Annotated in this window: 10 protein-coding genes; all 10 read left to right on the plus strand. The window is 48.5% G+C overall.

Features of this window, described 5'->3' with window-relative positions; genetic code table 11:
• The first annotated feature begins 9 nt into the window (after positions 1 to 9).
• Positions 10 to 180, plus strand: coding sequence for a DUF5908 family protein (locus tag F3I09_RS34120; protein ID WP_188133885.1), 171 nt, complete (start codon positions 10 to 12; stop codon positions 178 to 180).
• Positions 180 to 890: a hypothetical protein gene (locus F3I09_RS20130; protein WP_223233310.1), complete on the plus strand. Its 711-nt coding sequence runs from the start codon at positions 180 to 182 to the stop codon at positions 888 to 890. Before F3I09_RS34120 ends, F3I09_RS20130 begins: the two co-directional genes overlap by 1 nt.
• Positions 891 to 892: 2 nt before the next feature.
• The gene (gene vgrG / locus F3I09_RS20135) at positions 893 to 2,683 is read left to right on the plus strand and encodes a type VI secretion system tip protein VgrG (protein WP_149696841.1); all 1,791 of its coding nucleotides are present in this window, start codon (positions 893 to 895) and stop codon (positions 2,681 to 2,683) included.
• 48 nt (positions 2,684 to 2,731) lie between these two features.
• Positions 2,732 to 2,995 carry a PAAR domain-containing protein gene (locus tag F3I09_RS20140; RefSeq protein WP_223233311.1) on the plus strand — a complete coding sequence of 88 codons (264 nt, stop codon included), beginning with the start codon at positions 2,732 to 2,734 and terminating at the stop codon, positions 2,993 to 2,995.
• A gap of 24 nt (positions 2,996 to 3,019) precedes the next feature.
• Entirely contained in the window at positions 3,020 to 3,478 is a 459-nt protein-coding gene (locus F3I09_RS20145) for a GPW/gp25 family protein (protein ID WP_106601302.1), read from the plus strand.
• The gene (locus F3I09_RS20150; RefSeq protein WP_149696843.1) at positions 3,478 to 7,482 is read left to right on the plus strand and encodes a baseplate J/gp47 family protein; all 4,005 of its coding nucleotides are present in this window, start codon (positions 3,478 to 3,480) and stop codon (positions 7,480 to 7,482) included. Before F3I09_RS20145 ends, F3I09_RS20150 begins: the two co-directional genes overlap by 1 nt.
• Positions 7,483 to 7,512: 30 nt before the next feature.
• A complete protein-coding gene (locus F3I09_RS20155) occupies positions 7,513 to 9,204 on the plus strand; it encodes a tail fiber domain-containing protein (RefSeq protein WP_149696844.1) in 1,692 nt (563 codons plus the stop codon).
• Positions 9,205 to 9,302: 98 nt separating this feature from the next.
• The gene (locus tag F3I09_RS20160; RefSeq protein ID WP_149696845.1) at positions 9,303 to 16,493 is read left to right on the plus strand and encodes a hypothetical protein; all 7,191 of its coding nucleotides are present in this window, start codon (positions 9,303 to 9,305) and stop codon (positions 16,491 to 16,493) included.
• Positions 16,494 to 16,518: 25 nt separating this feature from the next.
• Entirely contained in the window at positions 16,519 to 19,734 is a 3,216-nt protein-coding gene (locus F3I09_RS20165) for a hypothetical protein (protein ID WP_149696846.1), read from the plus strand.
• Complete coding sequence (locus F3I09_RS20170; protein ID WP_149696847.1) at positions 19,734 to 21,569, plus strand: contractile injection system tape measure protein; 1,836 nt, start codon at positions 19,734 to 19,736, stop codon at positions 21,567 to 21,569. Before F3I09_RS20165 ends, F3I09_RS20170 begins: the two co-directional genes overlap by 1 nt.
• The last annotated feature ends 3 nt before the right edge of the window (positions 21,570 to 21,572 follow it).

Here is a 21,572-nt window from a genome sequence, read left to right on the forward strand (position 1 = left end):
CCAGGCCCCATGCCAGTAGAGATAAGAGAAATGGTCATCAAGGTAGCTGTCGATGAAGCTGCCGGCAACAAAGGTAAAACAGGTGGCGGCAATGAACAGCAGGAGGGATCTCCTGACGCTATTGTGCGCGCCTGTGTGGAAAAAGTGCTGCAAATCCTGAAAGATCAAAGAGAACGCTGATGGCAACGAATAAAGAAACGGCGAATGTTGAGAAGATCGTCATCCGGCCTTTCCTCACTCCGAAACAGGATAAATCAGCCGGCGCCGATTTTACCATCCCCATTAACCCGGAAAGCTATGCCCAGTCTTACAAAGTAGAGGCCAAGGATAAAGCTACCGGTGGTAATCAGGGGAGCGCTCCGGAATACAAGTTCACCGCCCCCGAACAGCTCAAACTGGATTTTACCCTGGACAATACCGGTACCATTGAAGGAAATATCCTGAACGGTACTGAAGTGAAGGATCAGGTGGAACAACTGCTGAATGTCGTGTACAAGATGCAGGGCGAGGCGCATAAGCCAGCCATCCTGAAGATCCAGTGGGGTCTGTTCACCTTTGACTGCATCCTTGCTACCCTGGATATCAATTATGTGCTTTTTAAGCCCAATGGGGAGCCTTTAAGGGCGAAGGTGAGTGCTTCGTTCACTCAGTATGTTGAGCCCAAAAAACGGGTCGCAAAAGAGGATAAACACTCACCGGACCTTTTCCGTAGTGTCAGGGTGGCTGATGGCGATACGCTTCCGCTGCTCTGTTATAAAAGCTACGGAGACCCCGCCCTGTATATGCAGGTAGCTTATTACAATGAACTGGTCAGCGTACGGAAACTGCGTACGGATGATGAACTGGGCTTCCCGCCTGTGAAAAACACCGGCACCCAAAAAACTTCCTGAACATGGCAAATGAAGAAAACGTAAGCACGGACGAACGGAACATACCTGCTACCCCGGATACCTACGATTACACCAAGATCGAGGTGCTGATCAATGGTAACAGGGTGAGCGATCCTTCCTATGATCTGCGTTCAGTTACTGTTGTGAAGGAAGCGAATCAGATCCCATACGCCAGGATCCAGTACCTGGACGGTGATACCTCACAGGAAAAATTTGCCCTGAGTGAAGCGGCTGATTTCATTCCCGGCAACAAGGTAGAGATACAGGTAGGACGCGACGGGAAAAACGTCTCTGTTTTCAAAGGTATTATAGTGAAACATGGCATCAAAGCCAGTGAGAACGGTAATGCCTGTCTGTATCTCGATTGCAGGGATGAAGCCGTGTCACTCACACTGGGCAGGAAGAACAAATACTTCCGGGACATGACCGACAGCGATGCCCTGCAAAAAGTGCTGGGTAGTAAGGCGGGTACAATGGCATCCACTTCCGTAACGCACAAAGAGCTGGTACAGTTCTATTGTACGGACTGGGACTTTGCCCTGAGCCGTGCAGAAATGAACAGCTGTATCCTGCTGGTGCAGGACGGTAAGGTGAACATGGTGAAACCTGCCCTTGGTTCTCCTGCCATCACATTGGTGTACGGCGCTACCATCGAGGAATTCGATGCTGAAATAGACGCCCGCACCCAATGGCAGGAAGTAAACGCCAGCTCCTGGAGTTATAAGGACCAGGCTGTAAAGGAGAACTCCACATCAAGCGTGTCTTTCAAGGAGGCAGGCAATCTTACAGGCAGCTCGCTGGCTAAAGCAGTATCGCCGGCCAAACTGGAACTGCGGCACAGCGGCCTGGTAAGTGAGCCTGAACTGAAAGCCTGGACGGAATCAGTGATGCTGAAAAGCAGGATGTCCAAGATCCGCGGGCGTGCCAGGATAAAGGGCTCGCCTGATACAAAACCCGGTGATACCATTGAGCTGAAAGGGCTGGGCAATCGCTTTAACGGCCAGGTATACGTGAGTGGCGTACGTCATGAATACGCGGAGGGCATCTGGCAGACCCATTTACAGTTCGGTATCTCTCCTGAATGGTTCCATCATAAACCTGAACTGATAGAAACTCCTGCTGCAGGTATGCTGCCTGCCGTGCATGGGTTGCAGATAGGTGTGGTGGTGCAGCTGGAGAGCGACCCTGACGGGGAAGACCGCATCCTGGTGAAGATGCCGCTGACAGACAATAACGATAAAGGCACCTGGGCCCGCGTAGCATCGCTGGATGCCGGCAAGGAAAGGGGCTACTTCTTCCGCCCTGAAATAGGTGATGAAGTGATCGTAGGCTTTGTAAATGGTGATCCACGTTTTGCAGTAGTGCTGGGAATGCTGCACAGCAGCAACAAGCCGGCTCCTGTACAGGCGCAGGATACCAATCATATCAAAGGTCTTGTAACCCGCAGCAAGATGAAAACCATGTTTGATGATGAGAACAAAGTGATGAAGATGGAAACGCCCGCAGGCAATTTCATTGAGCTCAGTGAAAAGGACAAAGCCATCACCATCCAGGATCAGCATGGTAACATGATCAAAATGGAATCCGCAGGTATTACCATTAAAAGCCCCAAAGATATTAAGATGGAAGCTGGCGCTGCTTTCACGCTGAAAGCCGCTACAGACATCAAAATAGAAGGTGCCACCATTTCCGGAAAAGCAAGTACTACGCTGGAATTGAACGGGCAGGCCAAAGCAAAGGTCGCTTCTTCTGCCATGCTGGAACTGACAGGTGGAATGGTGAAGATTAACTAAAAGATTAAACAGATACAGATAATGCCCCCGGCAGCAAGAATATCAGATATGCATGTTTGTCCCATGGTAACAGGAGTAGTGCCACATGTAGGCGGCCCTGTTTCCGGTCCGGGCGTGCCTACGGTGCTGATAGGCGGAATGCCTGCAGCAACGGTGGGAGATATGCTGGTGTGTACCGGACCGCCGGATGTTATTGTAAAAGGCTCTGCCACTGTCATGATAGGAGGCAAGCCTGCCGCCCGTATGGGCGATACGACAGCCCATGGCGGCTCTATCGTATTAGGATGTCCTACAGTGATGATAGGAGGTTAACATAGCTACTTAAAAGATTTGTATATGCTCGACGCAAAAGATTTTCTGGGCTGCGGCTGGTCGTTTCCCCCCACCTTCCGCAAAGACAATGACGACAAGGATTGTTACGCTTTAATGGCCGTAGGGCGGGAGGATATTGAACAAAGCCTGCATATTCTTTTGTCTACCAGCCTGGGCGAGCGTGTGATGCTTCCCCAGTTTGGTTGTAACCTGGCAGATTACCAGTTTGAATCCATGAGCAATACACTGATCGGTTTCATTACAGACCTGGTAACAAATGCCATCCTATACTACGAAGCAAGAATAAAAGCCGATAAGATCACTGTATCCCAGTCTGATTCCTGGGACGCCATACAGGGATGTTTACGCATCAATATTGATTATACCATCAGGGCCACTAATTCCCGGTACAACTATGTATATGACTTCTATATACAGGAAGGCCGTTCAGAAGGAATAAATGCAGCCATAGCAATAAGATAATGAATGCTTCAGATAACATAACGAATAACCTGGTACGCGATGGTGTAAGCCAGTTGCAGCGTAAAATGGAAGCGCTGTCAACAGACAAAGTGCAGATCGACGAACGTAGTACAGCCCAGTTACTGGGATTCCTGTACCGCTACGCCAGGTACGTACTTTACTATGATGACACCGACCAGCCATTCCGTAAGGCTGATACATCACTGACGTCCCGCGGGGACTGGCAGGATTTCTTCCGCAGCAATCCGCCTTTCCAGTATGCTGCTATCCAGCAGTTTGATACTGCCGGTTTTGATGCGGCTTATCAGAAGGCAAGGACAGACCTGTCGCAGCAATTGCCGGCAGACCAGTTCTGGTCCATGTTCTTCCGTATACTGGATATGGTGATGCAGCTGAATAGCTGGCATACACAGCTGGACAGCGCTACAGGACTTAGCGGAATGCTGGGCGCCCTGGTACAATCGGATTTCAGTAAGGCTTTATACCGCCTTATCGCCATCGCCAATACCATGGTGGACGCTGAAAATCCACTGCCGGAAGAAGCGGTGAACAACATCGCCATCCTGCGGCAGAACAGCGGCTGGAACCTGACCATGGATAAGCTGATAGCTAAAGATGCTTACCTGGTAAGACTGAGCAGCTATCCCCGCCGTAAAAGAGAGAAAGTACTGACACAGCTGGATGAGCTGTTTGTCATCTTCTATAAAGGCATCCTGCAGGTACAGGATTTTGCCGTAAAAGATTTTGAAGCGGTGCTGAAGGGACAGCAGAAGCATCAGCCTCACGTGGGACTGTTGTACGCTTTCCTGGAGCTCTTTGCACAGGTGAAAACGCAGATGAACACCATCGGCCGTCAGCACCTGAACTTCTTCTACGAAGAGGTACTGCAACTGAAAAAGAAACCGCTTACGCCTGATCATGTGCACCTGGTTGCAGAACTGGCTAAACAACTACCTGACTACCTGCTGAAGGAAGATACTGCATTGAAGGCCGGTAAAGATGCTACAGGTAAAGATGTTAGCTTCTTTACGGAAGAAGATGTGGTGCTGAACAAAGCGAAGGTGAACCAATTGCGTACGCTTTTCAAAGACGATAAGGCAAACGTGTATGTGGCGCCTGTTGCTGCCAGTGCTGACGGACTGGGAGAAGGTTTCCGTAATCCCTCTTACAACAGCTGGCCTTTACTGGGAGCAGCTGAATATGTAAGCAAGAATAATCCGCAGGCAGGTGTTACGCATTTTCCTTTTGCCAGCACCGGATTGTTAATCGCTTCGCCGGTACTGCTGTTGAAAGAAGGTACCCGTAATGTGACGGTTATTATTGAGCTGTCATCATTGGGGGATAAAGCAGCACAGCTGGCCGCCTTACTGGATAAACCTTTCTATCTGCTGAATGAAGATATATTGAAAGTCTTTCAGAAGAAGGGTATCGATAAAGGCAGTCTGGCCGGCATCCGGACAAAAATGAAGAATGCCGGCATCACTGAGATATGGCTGGAAGATGCAGCAGGCGATCGTGATTTTGCTACCTATACGAATATTAGTCCGCAGCAATTGCCGGACGCAAAAGATATTGCACGCAGGCGACTACTGCAGGTAGATTGTACTACCGAAGCAGGCTGGTATCCTGCACCGGCTATCAGCACGTCACTTGTAGACAACAACAAGCTGACCCTGAACTTTGTACTGGCTGCCGATGCACCGGCACTGATCGTTCCGGCGCCTGATGTTGTAAAGGCTGCTTATCCCGTAAATGATCCGCTGCTGCGTATTCTCTTCAATCACAGCCTGCATTATTACCTGGCAGAGAGTGCCGCACCGTGGTATGATATATTGAGTAACCTGGTTATTCAGAATACCACTATCAATGTACATGTGACTAATGTGAAGAACCTGCTGATCGGTAATGATGAGGGACCGCTTGATCCTAATGGTAAGTTCCTCCCTTTCACCAGTATACCTAAAGTAGGCAGCAACTTCTACATAGGCAGTGATGAGGTGTTCAGAAAACGGTTAACGGACCTGAAGCTGCATATGGAGTGGGAGGGATATCCTGATGACTTTGAAAAACATTATGCCGCTTATAACCTGCCGGGTATCAACAATACTTATTTTAAGGCAGACCTGGAACGACTGAATAATGGAGAGTGGAAAGGTATTGTTGGAGGAGAAGGTTCACTGTTGTTCGATCAGGATGGTGCTCATCATGTACAGCGGGTGAGGGAGATCGATGTACCTGAGGTAGAAAATATACCACTGCTGACGCAGCCTGCTCCGTTGCTCCCTTATAGCAATGCCGCACTGTATGGATTCCTGCGGTTGAAATTGGTTAATAATTTCAAACACGATGAGTACCCGGGCATCCTGGGCTCTCAGTTGCTGAAAGTAGGTAACCTGAGACTGGACGATATAAAGGCGAAGGCAAGCGGTCTCTTAACTTCGGCTACTGGCACACATGTACAGACAGGTCTCTCCCTGGGTAAAGCCAACCTCATTACAAAGGATTCTTCTGATGCAGATTTTCTTAATCTGAGAGCTTTAGCTGGTAGTGCAAATACCAGCGCTGATGGTACTGAAGGTCTTGCCGGGGAGATGAACACGTTTGTGGGTAATAATATCGGTTCTTTAATAGCGCTTCCCCTACCGCCATATACGCCCACTATTAAAGGGTTCTTTCTGAATTATGATGCAACTGCTACCGGTGCTGATGTCACCCTGCTGCATCAATATCCTTACGAAGAGGGTAACTATAAAACTTTGTCTTCCGGTGCTACTGCCAACTTCATGCCTGTGTATGAAGATGAGGGTACGCTCTATATAGGATTGGAACAGGCTGTGCCGGGAACCAACGTAGCCTTGTTGTTCCAGCTGGCGGAGTTTACTGCGAATCCAGATATCCGCAGGGCCGATATTCAATGGCATTATATGTCAGGTAATGAATGGAAAGCCCTGGAAAAAAATACACAGATCATCAGTGATACGACCAAAGAGATGCTGGTGTCGGGCATTGTAACCCTTGCACTGCCATGGGATGCGGATACGACTCATACCGTATTGCCTTCCGGCCTGCACTGGTTACGTATCACCACACATCAGTATTCAGCGGCTGTATGCGAAGGTGTTGCTATCATGGCACAGGCAGCAGAGGCGGTGTTCCGCAGCCAGGAGAATGATCCTGCACGTGTGAATACTGCATTGGCTGCACAGACTATCAGTGGCCTGGTTGTGCCTGATGCAATGATCACGAAGATTACCCAGCCCTATTCCTCTTTCGGAGGACGGAAAGAAGAAACGGCTGATGAGTTCTATACCCGTGTCAGTGAACGTTTGCGCCACAAAGGAAGGGCCATCAATGTTTTTGACTACGAGCGCATCATACTGGATGCATTTCCGGAGATATCCAAGATCAAATGCATTCCGCATAGTAAGATGTGCCGGGATGAACAGGGCAACATCACACAGTTACAATCGCCCGGATGGGTGACGCTGGCGGTGATTCCGCAGATAGATAATTATCCTGCAGACGAGCGCTTCAGTCCTAAAGTAAGCCGCATCATCCTGGAAAGGGTCAGCGAATATCTGCGTACACGCACTTCAGTATTTGCAAAAGTGCAGGTCATCAACCCTGTATACCAGCAAATCAGCTTCAAGGGGAATATCCGTCTGAGAGCTGGCAGAGATGCCAATTTCTATCAGAAGAAACTGGTCAGCGAAGTACAGGCTTACCTGTCGCCCTGGATCAACAGCGGCTCACAGAATATCGTATTTGGCGGTACGCTTATGATGTCATCCGTATTACAGTTCATCGAAAATCGTGAGTACGTGGATTATGTCACTGACTTTACGATGTTCGTGAAAAGCGGAGGCGTTGAAGGGCCACCGGTAAAGGCTGTCACCGCTGATACGCCATGGTCTGTACTGATAGGCGGCGAACAAACTTATACAATCATTACTAACGATACCTGTAACGGCAACAGTCAGCAAGCTGTATTCAGGATCAAATAAATCATTCATAAAAAACTAAAAGATACTCCCATGTCTATAACAACCAGAGCAGCGCTGAAAGCACAATTTAAGACCGGCGCTATACCCACCTCGCAGGATTTCTTTAACCTGATAGACTCTACGCTGGTAAGAAGGGATGATGCTTTTTTCGGCAAATGGGCGGCTGGTATCTGCTATTACGAAGGCGATGTAGTGATCTACAACAATGCGTTGTATACCTGTACCCCCGCAGGCGATAAGCCTTGCGGCTGTGAAGGAAGTACCGGTGATAATACAAAAGCAGATAAAAGCAAAGGACACTGCTCCACAGATAATCCGGAAATAGATTGTACCAACTGGAAAATGCTGGATATAGATGCTTCCGATGAAGATTGGGAGATCATCCGCAATGAAGATAAAGTGCCCATTATCATGTATGCCAAAGTGTTTGGCAAGATAGGCATGGGTACTGAAGATCCTAAAGCAAGGGTGCATATCCACGTGGATGAGCTGAAGGCGGATTTCCTCTTCAGCCCTGATAATGCACAGTCGCCTGAATTCGTGATCCAGCATGCCGCTGGTGACAGTACACAATCATTGTCTGAAAAACTGGCGGATGATAAAGCTGTCTTTACGACTAATACTGAAGGATTCCTCTTCACCTCTATAGTACCGCCACCGGTACCTTCAGATGGAGAAGAGAATGTACCTAAAGAGGTAACGTCTGCAAAGCCGGTGTTTATCACTACACCTGATGCCGGCGCCGCTGTAGGTATTGGCACTACTGCTCCTGAAGCGGGTGTTGACATCTATAACCAGGGGTCTGCCCGTTTGTTACTGAATCCTGTACAGGCAGTAGTGCCACAGGCAGTCTGGATCCATAAAGCAGAGTATAATTATCAGAACTACCTGAATGTAACGCTGGACGAGCGAGTATCCAGTTTCACCACTAATGCACAGGATGGTTTTTATTTCCGCAAGGGATTGGAAGAAAGCAAAAACTATCTGAAGAATATTGGCAAACCAGCATGCGAAACACTGGTATCCATCAAACAGGATGGCCGTGTGGGTATCGGAACAGAAACGCCTGTTACGAATGTGGAGATCACCAAAGCCAATAGTGCGGGTGCTTTCCTGATGTGTCTCGACAATACCAATCCGGGTTTCAGTATCATCAATAACCGCCCTAACAATGAAAAGCGCAATTACATGCTGCTGGGTGCGGACAATGACTGGGGCGCATTTCTCACAGATGCTTCAAAAGGCTTTGTGTTTAAGAAAGGCGGTGAGTATGGCAATGGCAATGAACTGGAAATAAACCAGGGCGATGATCTTGTGACGATCTCCGCAGAAGGTAAGACTATCATTGGCGGCCTCACACCAACGGGCTTTGACCTGAACGTAAAGGGCAAGGCGCGTGCCTTTGGTCTTTACCTGGATACAGATGTACGTAAGGTGAGCAATCCTGTGAAACTGGGCAATGTGATCGACAAGGTGAAGAAACTGAACCCCGTTACTTTCACTTTCAACCAGAAGGCGAATTGTCCTCCGGCTGAAGCACAGATAGGCTTCCTGCCACACCAGGTGGAAGAGTTCTTCCCTGAGCTGGTGAATACGGACGGCGATGGCACCCAGACGCTGGCATATGCCAATATGGTAGCAGTATTGACCAAGGCTATACAGGAACAGCAGGAAACGATCGCTGCATTGCAGAAACGCCTGGAAGCCCTGGAAGGTAAATAAACAGGTCCTGATCACCGATACATTATACCATCCCTGGTTCGCACCGGGGGCTACAAACACGGAGCCCGCTGCGGCGGGCCGATAAGCACTATCTTAAAATGCCTGATCTCAAATATATAACTACAGATAAAGACAGCGGGTTCCCGGAATACCTGGACTTCGCCACGCTGCGCAAACTGGGCATTCAGCATGTTGCGGATCTTTCAGGCAAGATATGGACAGACCACAACCTGCACGATCCCGGCATCACGATGCTGGAGGCCCTGTGTTACGTGCTGACGGATCTGGACTATCGTACCAAACTTTCTTTTAAAGACCTCGTTGCCGCTTCTGCAGGGGCCGGGGAAGATAACTTTTATACCGCTGCACAGATCCTGGGAAATAATCCCCTGACCATTGCAGATATCCGCCGCATGCTCATCGATATCAAAGGCGTACGTAATGCGTGGTTGTCGCCCATCAACGAGACGGAAACAGAAGAGGCTTACTCCCTGACCTACGACTGCAATACCGGCGATCTTGATAATACCCGGCTGTCAGAAGGCCTTTCATCCATACCCCTGAAAGGACTATATCGTGTATACATCGAACCCGATGATGTGTATGCTGCAGCTTATGAGAAGGATGCCTGCGGCAATGACGTGTTCCCTATGGACACCGTATTATCGGAGATAGACACACGTCTGCATGCACATCGTAATCTCTGTGAAGACTTTCCTGATATTGTAGTGCTGGAGAAAGAGCCTATCAGTCTTTGTCTGCATATTGAACTGGCGGCGAATTATGATCCCGATGACGTGCTGTTGAATATTTACAGCAGCATACAGGATTTCCTGTCGCCCGCGCCTGTTTTCTACAGTCTGCAACAGCTGCTGGATAAGGGCAGAAGCATGGAAGAGATCTTCGAGGGACGTCCTTATGATTTTATCAAAGATGAACCGTTACAACAGAATGGTTTCATCGATGTGCAGGAACTGGAAGGTCTGGAAAGGATGACGGAGCTGCATGCTTCAGATCTTTACCGTATTATCATGAAGGTGCCCGGTGTGGCAGGTGTAACCCGCCTGCTGATGAGCAGCTCAGATGAAGACGGGTATGCCATGACAGATATAAATGGTAATCCTATCAAACAGGAAGGGGAAGAATGGTGCCTACACCTGACAAAGGACCATCGTCCTGTATTGTCTCCCGAGACTTCTAACGTGATCTTCTTCCGCAATAAACTGCCGTTTAATGCAAATAAGGAAGTCGTAAACCAACGATATAAGAAAACTATTTCCGACTATAATAAATTCCCCAAGCAAAGGGAAGCGCTGGACACTGTTGTGCCAAAGGGCCGTCAGTTAGACCTCGCGCAATATACTTCCGTTCAGTATGAATTTCCGAAGGTTTACCTGATCGGTAAGAACGAGGTGCCGGGCGATGCAACTGCCGCCAGGAAGGCGCAGGCATTACAGCTGCAGGCTTATCTCTTGTTCTTCGACAGGTTACTGGCTGACTATTTTTCTCAGTTGTCAAGTATACGGAAGCTGTTCTCACTGCGCCCTGCACCAGAAGGAGGTGAGCATACTTATTTCCCGGCTGATATCAGCGGTATTCCACAGCTGCCATCCCTGTTGCGTTATAAGAAACAGCTGCCGCAGAATACAACGGGCACTTCGTATAACGGTATGCAGCTGGCGTATGAGCCGGATGCTTCCGGTACTGAGCGTAAGGTGTACAGCTCTATGTACCTGCGTGATGAAATGATCCGCCGTATTATCAGCGAGTGCACCAACAATAGTGTAATACGTGTTATACAGCAAAGGGAAGATGACAGTAACTGGTACTTTCAGCTGACAGATGCTGCTAATAATGTATTGCTGGAAAGCACTGTTTCCTTCAGTACAAGAATAGCAGCAGAGCAGGCCGCACTGGATGTAGTATTCCTGGCTACGCTCTCTGGCAGTTACAGCCGTAACAACAACCGTAAGGATGATATTTACAGTTTCGACCTGGTGTATAATGATGCGGGAGATACAGAAATGCTCACTGCATTGTACGAAACTTCAGATCAATACAATGAAAGAAAGGAGCGGTTCCTGAATCATCTGCTGGCAAGGTTTTCTGAAGACTTTACTGATTATGCACTGATGATGTATAATCTGAGTGGTAAGAAGAATGACCCTGCACGTAATATTGCAGACAAGGCAGCGTTCCTGTCTGCTTACCCCGAGACCAGCGCCAACCGCGCCCTCGCATTTGATTATAAGCATCCTGATGAAGGTTTTCCGGTATGTGGACTGGAAAAGAGAGTGGCTGGGCTGATGGGGATACGGCAATCTCCTTCCGCCTCACTGAATAATTTTGATCTTGTTAATGCTGAAAAACAGACAAGTTTCTTTTGTACCATCCCTGGTCAGACCACTCCTTTATTTGTAAGTGAGAGCCTGCACAGTAAAGAAAATATTGACCGCGTCTTCAAAGATTTCCTGGCGCTTGGTAAAGTAAAGGCAAATTACAGACCTTACGGATGTCCGGGAGAAGGCGTGTTTGGTTTCTATATACAGTCTCCGCTGACTGCGGATGAATGGATTGCTGCCAAGTATTCTTTTGAGTATACGACCGAAGAAGAAAGAGACGCGGTAATGGAATGGTTCGTGCAATTCTTCAACGATAATGGACAGTACAAGGTGTACCCGCAAACACAGGAAGGATACCATTTCCTGTTGCCGGACGATTACGGTAAGACACTGCTGAAAAGCAAACAAGGTTTTGAAACAAACGAAATAGCTCTTTCACACGGATATGACTGCCTGGAGATATTACAGGATGACAATGCCTGGGAAATAGAACCAGAGATGGCTGCGGGTAATTACAGGATCGTTATTGTGCATAACAATGTACAGATCGCGTATCATCCGCAGGCATATGGCACGGAGGAAGCTGCGCAGCAGAAGATGAAAGAACTGCAGGAGTACTTCCGTAAGCATTACCTGGTATACCAGCGTGAAGCGTCTGAGTTGTACAACTGGCTGATGACCAATGAGGGGCAGCCTGTATGGCAGGGTATGATCCCTTTTAAAGATAAAGCGCAACTGCCCGTGGCTTTTGTGCAGTTTGTAGAACTGGCTGCCAATGTAGATAACTACCTTGTAGTACACAGGGGAGGCGGCCGCTTTGATCTGGAGGTGGTCCGTAAGGAGGCTGGTGAAGAAGAGGGCACGCAGGGCATTACCGTGATGTCTGTGCATATGTCTGATTTCCCTACGGGAGATGCTGCACGGCTGGCACGGGATAAATATGTGAACCTGTTCAGCCGTCTGTGGCTGACGGTAAGCGGTGCAGTAACTACTGTATCTGCTGCTATCTATCATTTTAAAGATCTTGAATGTCAGGCAGGCCTGCCTGAGATCCTGCTGAGCACAGCCCGCCCTGTTCCTGACGGAGCAGCCGTGGCACAGGCAACCCGCAACGTCATCCGTCATGCCAGTGATCCGCAGCGGGTAACTATTTATACATTGGATAATTGCCGGTATGTGGTGCAGGTGCATGATGATGCCGGACAATTACTCGCAGAAAGTCCTGAAACAAGCGATCATGCCACTGCTGCGAAGTTGCTGGAAAGAATATTGATAAAAGCAGCACAGGATTCACTTTGGGTGGAGAAAGGCGACGCGGTAAATGCTTACGGATTCCTCTGGGAAGATGAAAAGAGCAGTACTCCCCTGTTGCAGAGCATTCCTGTATGGGATAGCCAGGAGGCTGCCGCAACTGCTTTCCTTGGTTGGGTACTGACTGCAAAAGCAGAAGATGTACAGGCAGATCAGTGGCCTGGAAGCGGATATGGTTATCTCGCTTTTACGAAAGACGGAGCGCCTTTTGCCAAACAAGGCAAATGGTATTCTTCAGGAGAGGAAAGAGATGCCGTACTGCTATTGCTGCGTCAGCAGGTGACTGCTTTACAGGAAAGCACCGGATGGTCTGCCAGGACCCTGTATCGTTATTATTTTAAGATCAGCGATAGTGAAGGTCTGTTGTTACAGGAACCGCATTTCTATAACAGTTATGACGAGGTACGTACTGCTTTTTATAACACGGTGAAGTTTGGTAAGCAGCGGTTATACTACATAAAGACATGCCTCGAAGCCTGTACTTACAGTTTTAAGATCATTAGCGACAAAAAAGATGTACTGGCGGTACATCCATTCGAATATACCACTACAGAGGCCAGGGACGCAGCAATAGAGCGTACGCTCCGCTTCCTGCAGGACCATGGTCAGACAGTGACTGAAGTGAAGCTTACAGGCGCCTGGCGTTACAGCTGGCAATGGCTGTCCTGTTGTTGCTGGCATCCTGAAACTGCGCTGGAAGGTCTGGATGAGAAGCCGGAGCAGAAAGAGGCAGAAGATGCATTGACATATATACTTGATAAACTGGCGCCTACAGTAAGTAACTACAAGGTGTTCAAGGAAGAAGGCGGTTACCGTGTTTATCTCCTGGATGGAGATAACAAAGTAGCGGTGCATCCTCACCTGTATGATAGCGAGTTCGAAGGAGAAGAAGCAGGTAAAAGGCTTGCGAAATGGGCCGGATTTAAACTGAACCTGTTAACGTCATATGCAAAGGAAGAAGATGTGCGCACGGACCTGTATCAGAGCGGTGGTAAAAATGCCGTGATCGGCTATCGTTTATGGGATCGTGATTACCGTATAGCACGTTATTGTCCGCAGTTTGATTCCGCCGCAGAAAGAACACAGACTGTCCTTGCATTACTGCAACGTTATCATCGCAAGCTGCCGGGATACACAGTATTGGAGAAAGGTACATCTGTAGTGACGGGAGAGAATGGCCGGTATTACTACCAGTTACGCCGCAATGACCTCCTGCTCTGGCAGAGTATCACCGCTTATGCTACAGCAGATGCTGCCATCGCAGCATTTCAGACTGAGAGCTGGGATCTGTTACAGCGTTCACTGTCGATTGAAAATTACAGTGCCTGGACAGCCGCTACGGAAGATCTTTATCTGAATGATGATAAGGGGCAGCCCCTGGCCGTGGCTAAGATCACACCAGGCAGTTATGAGGCTTATACGGCTGCGATCCAGGCAAGGCGGCAATTTGCGCGCAGGCATGGTATATACCGTAAAGAGGATGGATCCTTCGCATTCCATATCTACAATACAAAAACAAATACCTACGAGTGGGAGAGCATTCACACTTATCCCGATCCGGATGCAGCTATGGCTGATCTGCTGGAGTTCCTGCAGCTGCTGTTGTTCCGCGGGAACTACTGCCTGGATAATGAAACCGTAGGTTGTTATTATACCCTCAACCTGGGTAAGGTGCTGCTGGACATTCAACATGTGACAAAGAAGTGTGTGGGAGAAAAAGAAGATGTGAGTGAACAGGATGCATGGGACAGGTTACAGACATTCCTCGACAATCTTGATCCTGACAATAAGAACTTCTTCCCTTATACTGACTATGCTGCCGGTTGCCGTTATGCTTTCCGTATGGTGGATGATAATGTATATCGCGTGGCGCAGCATACGGGCTGGTACCAGGGTATGGAAAGAAGAGAGGAAGTACGTATGGAGCTGCAGGCAGATATTTACTGTAAGAGAAGGCTCTACGGCTGGTTTGTAAACCCGGATGAAAAAGGAAATACAGACCCGCGTGTACTGGATTGGTATTTTGATCAACCGGAAAAGATCAATTTCTCCCAGTTGTGGATGAGCTATAAGGAAATTCCTTCTTTCGCGAATCTCTGGAAATCTGCAGCGGAAGGAGGAGAAGGCGAAGAGGAGGTATCTACGGTCAGGCTGTATTACTACCAGTTGTTTGGCAAAGATAATAAGGTGATGTGGCAGACGGTGACCCGTTATAATTCTCCGGCGCTGGCAGAGAAAGCAGAGCAGTATTTCTATGTCTACCTGCTGGAAATGGCGAGGTCTGAGGCTTCGTATTATTACGAGCAGATGCCGGCTTGTGAGAACGCCTATACCCTTTATCTGAAAGATATGGATGGAAAGATCATTGCCGTAGCGCCTGAGGTGATATGCGGTGAAGATATAGAGAATGACCGCGCTACCCGCATCTTTAATGCCATGATGTTCCCTGTTGTGGAAAGTGGTAAAGGGTATGCTTTTGAGATCAACAATATAGAGCAGCTGCTGGTGGGCAATAAGATCAGTTACGACTATACCACTATCTGGGAGTCAACACATGTCTATGATACGCCGGAAGAAGCTAAAACAGCGCTGGGAGATGCTACCGGGCTGCTGCTGGACCTGCGTAATTATCAGCGTGGGGACGAAGATGCCTGTGGTCCTTTTGGTATTACACTGGTCAATCCGGAAGGAATACAGGCGGAACATCCGCTTTCTTATACAAGCATCTCTGCGCGTAATGCAGCAATGGAGCATGTAGAAACCGTAATCAGCGCTGAAGGGCTGCATCTGCTGGAACATATCCTGATGCGTCCGCGCGGACAGCAGCAGTCTTATGAAGCATTACAGCTGCAGCTGAACTGGTCTCCGCGGGAGAGGAATACCCCGTATGTGTTGCGTATTATCAGTGAATCTGTGTTTGCAAATGCCACTGCTTATACTGATGCGTTGAAGAAAGCCGCTGACGATGATAAAGTGTTTGTTGACAGACAGGTTTCCACCATGACGATTTCCTGGTACAGGAAGGATGAGAAGATTGCTGCAGTTTCGCTGGAAGCAACGGAAGAGATGATCAATCTGCTGAGTGATCTGACGTTTGTGCGTTCGGAAATGAAGACGCTGCTGGAGAGTGCATCCGGAGATAAAGTCAGTACGGTGGTGATCCCGATCGTATGCAAAACGGAAGATGCGCTCCTGCCTGTATGCAATGATGTATGTCTTTGCTGTGATGACGGGGAAGAAATAGACGAGGAAAACGCCGCGTTCTGTGACCGTACTTTCCTGGCAGATCCCTATTCTTTCTGGTCTACCGTTGTTTTGCCGGCATGGCCGCAACGTTTCCGGCTGGCCCGCTTCAGGCAATTCTTTGAGGATACCCTTCGCAGGGAAGCTCCATCGCATATACGGCTTAACATTGTCTGGATAAGCCCGCAGCAGATGCTGCAGTTTGAAAAGGCCTGGAAGCAATGGCTGGGTGCAATGTCCAGGGAAGAGAGCTGCGATTATGATGATAGTCTGCAGGCATTGAATAAAATATTAAGAGAACTTAAAAATGTATATCCGGCTGCATACCTGTATGATGATGAGGGAGGAGATGATAAACCATTGATCATACTTGACGAGGCAATGCTTGGATAATGTCAAATAAATAAATTATTCAGAAATGAAAATAGATTTTTCTACCTCTTACCCGGTTTTCAAAAAGGGGCAGCAGCTGAAGAGCAGCAGCCTGACTGGTATTGTCACTTTTACAGGGACGGAGGACCAGGATACCCGTACTTACCTGGAAGGATCAGGTATCTTTTATGGTCTTGATGTAGATGTGAACGCAACGGCAGGTACTGTCAGCCTGAAACCAGGTACAGCAGTGACTTCGGATGGGCAGCTCTTTTCATTGGAGGAAGAGATCATTTATAAAGGGATCTTCAAAAAGGATGGGAAAGATATTGACGTACCGGTGCTGGATCGTACAGCCACTGTCATGGTGCTCACCACTGCGGAAGATAACCACAATGAGCTTATCTACCGTTTGTCGGGCACTGATCCAGGCTCTCCGGAGAGGGAGAAAGATACCACGCCGTACCTGATCGTCCTTATTGTGCGCAGTGATGAATCAACCGAAGACAACTGTCTGTATGGTTATGAGAACAGTGAAAGCAAAAAGAGCCTGGAAGTTGAAGCTGCACTGATTCCCAAAAGCTTCTTCAAGCAGTCAGACCTGGATGCCTGGTTTATCAATGATGCTACAGATGCAGGCGATAAAGACCCGGTCATCAACCGCTTTGGTTATACGCCGAGTGAAGGAGGGCCGCATATCTCCTTCGAGCACTTTACCAGCTGGTCTGCTGTCAGCAATGGCTTTAACGATGTTTGTGAGGCTGCAGAACCACTGATCGGAGCTGCCTTTAAATCTGTGTATGAACTGTTGAAGGAAAAACTCGGTCTGGACCTGGCCAATCCATTCGATAACCTCGCAGAGAACCTGGCAAAGCTGCGCAAAGATGTTAAAGACAGCGGTGGCAAAGAGTTCCCCTGGTTGTATGATTATTACAGGGACCTGGTGGCTACCTATGAGGAGCTTGTTGCCACAGACCTGTTCAGCTATTTGTCCCTGATGCCAAAGAAGGACCGCTTCCGTGGATATATAGCGCTGCATAGCATCCGCACAGATCAGATAAATTACCGTATGGGACTTTACAGGCCTCCTTTTGCGGACCTGGGCATTGATGCAGTGGATAAACCCCGGCTGCTGATGGAACGTCTGAAATACCTGGCTGACAGAGCGCATACACGTTTTGATGATGAGGATTTTCCTTCTTTCGGCGTATGTTTTACGCCGGATGCGGGTATCAATAAATTATTGTCGGAAAGGGCCATTCCTTTCTATTATAAGAATCCATCCGAACTATCGGCACGCTGGAATGCAGCAGCGACCCGCAATCGCCGCACCTTCAACATTCCCGGCATTACTGACGAAAAGGACAGGAAGTTCCTGCTGGCCAATATGGATGGGTATGACTTTTTCCGCATTAAAGGACATACAGGTAAAACGGTACAGGTAACGCAGGATGCTATTAGTGACCTGCGCAGGGATCTGCACCTGCCTTTTGATGTTAAGGTGGTATACCTGGGGGAAGATGAAGATATGGATAAGCTAATCCGGGAAAGGTCAGCGGAATTCAGTGATCTGACCGTCCTGCTGGAGAAGATCGTGAATGACATCCGTTGTGCACGTACCTGTTCTGATAATTTTGAAACGGTGATCTTCGGACGCGAGTTCGACCGGAATGATATCGGAGATATGTTTGAGGCGCTGGTAACCCTGTTTGGCAAGCCGCCTGTAGATCTCGAAAAGAAACTTACTGAGATCTGCAGCAGGGAAGGTACTTGTTACGATGAAGATAAAACGTGCTGCCGGGCGCATTTAACGTCTCTCTATGCCGTGTGTGAAGAATATGTTCGCCGCAAGGGAGAACTGACAGGCAGCCTCTTATTTCACCGTTTTGCGGAGCAGCACCCGGGACTTGAACACAATGGCGGCGTACCTAAAGGTGGCACCCTGGTACTGGTATGTGCAAAGACCAATGTGGCTTCCCTTTCGGAAGAGGATAAGTCAAGGCTGGTGAACCTGCTGCTCAGCAGTAAGGAAGAAGAGAAGGCGGCTGCTATCAGTCTGGCGAAAGAACTGGAGGGATATGAAGTAGTGGCGGATTTCTGCCTGCCTTATATCTGTTGTTCCAGCAAGCCTGCTATCAACCTGATACTCCAGGAGTCTCCACCGGTAGCCCGCTTTAGCATTGTTAAACAGGAAGAGACGTCCGGAGGCGAGGCTGTCGCGATATCGCTGAAGAACCAGTCGCTGCGGGCAGATGCTTATCATTGGGAACTGTTCGACTATAAAGGCGTGTTTATAACAGATAAGGACACTACAAATCTCAGCGAAGTAGTAGCATTTGAATTGGAGCGGAAGCGGGGAGTAGTGTTTACCGTTGTATTAACAGCATCCCGTGAAGGTATGGAAAGCCAGTTTTCAAAGGAGATCACTATCTGTCCGCTGGGTAATGTGAAATTGACCAGCAACGGTAAGGATACTGTAGACTGGGACATCTCCCGCACAAATGAGATCGGCCTGGAAGCCACTCCTTATGGCGGCGCCTTCAGCCTCATTTTACAACAGAACGACAACCAGGAACCTATTGATCCTTTAAGTTTTGATGTTACCTGGAAAGAAGACAAAAAACATGCAACCTTGAAAGTGGATGAGCCGCAGGTGGGTATTTACTTTTTAGAGTACACGTTTGAAGATGTTCAGGATTGCAAGGACTCGTCTGCAAGGCTTCAAATCAGTGCTTACGTGCCGGATAGTAAGCAACCCGCAGTGGATACAGATACGGCTACGGACCCGAACGCGAATGCGAGATCGCTTGTCAATACTGATACTGCGTTTAATAAACGTATACTTGGATACCGCAGCGTTGTCAACAAAATGCCGAAGGAAGATGATACACTGGCGGAAGATAATCGCTGGGCAGATACCAAAACCTTCCTGCTGGCCAGTGGAGCACCTGAGACACTGCATGTGGCTTATGAGAAGCTGCAGACAACATTGCAGACAGGATTCACTAAACTGAAAGCTGCGCAAAAAGCGCAGGTGATCAGGATGCTTGTTTATGCTACTGCCTATTATATCGACAGGCTGATAGTTGAATCACCTGAGAAAGTACCTGCAATAGCCAGAAAACTGGTAAAGACCGCAGCTGAATCTATCACCGCACAGCGGGATGGTCTGGCACAGTGGCAGGAGGTATGGAATACCACCGGTATTGTTACTGCAGAGAATGAAAAAACAGTAAACACTTATAAAGGATTGATCGCTTAATGGAACAGCAACATGCCATCGGAAAACTTTTGCTGGAAGTGCAACTGCCTTCCAGGGAGGAAGCCTTTGCATTGCAGGGAACACTGAGCACCCGTTGTACAACAGAGCTGGAACCGATGCTTTCAGCGCTGTTGGACAGCTGGGCAGATCCGGATACATTATTACAGATAGATAAACTGGAAATAGATCTGGGTTCCTGTGATCTGGAAACATTGCGTAAGGAGCTACCGGATATGATCATCAGTTATCTCCGCAAGCATTCCCAGCGTATGCAGGCAGAGTTGGCACTGGAAGGAGGTATGCAAAGGATCCCGCTGATACAGGGATACTATGAAAGCTGGTTATATTTCCTGGAGAGAGGTATTCTGCCATCTTCCGCCGTGAAATGGCAGCACTCAGAATGGGAAGCAGGTGTACTTACGGTATTATCTTCCGAGACATATGCTTTGCAACAGTGCAGGGTATTTTTCATGGAGCATCCATATGCTATCAGGAGACTGGTGTTACAGTTCTCTCCGGCCTTTGTTCAGAACTGGATACTGGCATATAGTGCCGATGCTTACCGGCAGGTGTTGCAGTTAACAGGCGAATGGGAAACGTTTATCTATCATCCGCAGCTGCGGGAAGTGGTTAATGCAATCGTGCCAGTACAGCAGGAGATCATTCCTGCATTGCCTGCCAGAACAACCTATCATGAGAACGTTCTCATCTGGCTGATCGGGGAGGTAATAGTACCTGGACGTACGATGAGCAACGTAGCAATTCTTCAGCAACTGATGCAGCAATTGGTGAGTCAGGCAAAAGAAGATGTGGCACCCTGTTTATTATATGTTCTGCAGCAGGTGACCACAGAAACAGTGAAAGCACCTGTTTTATTGCGGCAGACGGCAACAACACTTGCCATGCAATATGTACCTGAGATCACCGCCCTGCAAAAACAGCTGTTTACCAGACAGCAGCAGGAGGAGCGGCATAAACAGGTAGAAAAGCGGGATAGAGAGGATAGTGTACAGGAGCGGCAGGATGATCCTGTAAAGGACAATACTGACCAGCAACAGCAGGCAACTGCCAGGGCCAGCCGTGAGCAGGAGCGCCAGGATGAGAAGACACGCAGGGAGAAAGCAGAAGGAGAGGTAACGAAAGACAAAACATCCTCCATAAAAGAAAAAGAGAAAGCAGCAGCCGAAGAAAGGGCGAAAAGAGAAGCGGCAGAGAGGGAAGAATCAACAGCTGCAAAACGGTCTGTAAATAAGGACGCCGATCCTCAGGAGAAGCGGGCTTTGTCTTCATCTGCAGATGAAGAGCGTACATCGGCCGAACCGCCTGCAGCCGGATCAGTTTATTACATTAATAACGCAGGCCTGATATTGCTGCACCCTTACCTGTCTTTTTGTTTTGATGCACTGGGACTCAGAGAGGGACAGCAGTTCAAGGATGAAGCTGCGAAACACAGAGCAGTGCAGTTGTTGGGATACCTGGCATATGGAGAAGAAGAAATTCCTGAGTATGATCTGGTATTACCTAAAATATTGTGTGGCATCCTGCCTGCAGAAGCGGTGAGACGCTTTATACCGCTTACGGATGAGGAGAAAACGGAAGCCAATGAGTTGTTAGCCGCTGTGATCTCTCACTGGAACGCATTGGGAAATACGTCGCCCGATGGTTTGCGTGGCAACTTCCTGTTAAGGGAAGGAAAGCTGGAATGGAAAGAGGAAGAGTGGCAGCTGTATGTAACACAGCAGGCGTATGATATGTTGTTAAACCAATTGCCATGGGGCTTTAGTGTAGTGGGATTATCGTGGATGCCATGGCTGATAAAAACTGTGTGGATCTGATCT

Origin of the sequence: Chitinophaga sp. CF418, from assembly GCF_900142925.1 — a bacterium.
Lineage (GTDB): Bacteria > Bacteroidota > Bacteroidia > Chitinophagales > Chitinophagaceae > Chitinophaga.

Bases quoted from the DNA above. Each gene is read 5' to 3' on its own strand.
- F3I09_RS34120 (WP_188133885.1), top strand. From the start codon at position 10: ATGCCAGTAGAGATAAGAGAAATGGTCATCAAGGTAGCTGTCGATGAA.
- F3I09_RS20155 (WP_149696844.1), top strand. From the start codon at position 7,513: ATGTCTATAACAACCAGAGCAGCGCTGAAAGCACAATTTAAGACCGGC.
- F3I09_RS20160 (WP_149696845.1), top strand. From the start codon at position 9,303: ATGCCTGATCTCAAATATATAACTACAGATAAAGACAGCGGGTTCCCG.
- F3I09_RS20145 (WP_106601302.1), top strand. From the start codon at position 3,020: ATGCTCGACGCAAAAGATTTTCTGGGCTGCGGCTGGTCGTTTCCCCCC.
- F3I09_RS20165 (WP_149696846.1), top strand. From the start codon at position 16,519: ATGAAAATAGATTTTTCTACCTCTTACCCGGTTTTCAAAAAGGGGCAG.
- F3I09_RS20170 (WP_149696847.1), top strand. From the start codon at position 19,734: ATGGAACAGCAACATGCCATCGGAAAACTTTTGCTGGAAGTGCAACTG.
- F3I09_RS20150 (WP_149696843.1), top strand. From the start codon at position 3,478: ATGAATGCTTCAGATAACATAACGAATAACCTGGTACGCGATGGTGTA.
- F3I09_RS20130 (WP_223233310.1), top strand. From the start codon at position 180: ATGGCAACGAATAAAGAAACGGCGAATGTTGAGAAGATCGTCATCCGG.
- F3I09_RS20140 (WP_223233311.1), top strand. From the start codon at position 2,732: ATGCATGTTTGTCCCATGGTAACAGGAGTAGTGCCACATGTAGGCGGC.
- vgrG (WP_149696841.1), top strand. From the start codon at position 893: ATGGCAAATGAAGAAAACGTAAGCACGGACGAACGGAACATACCTGCT.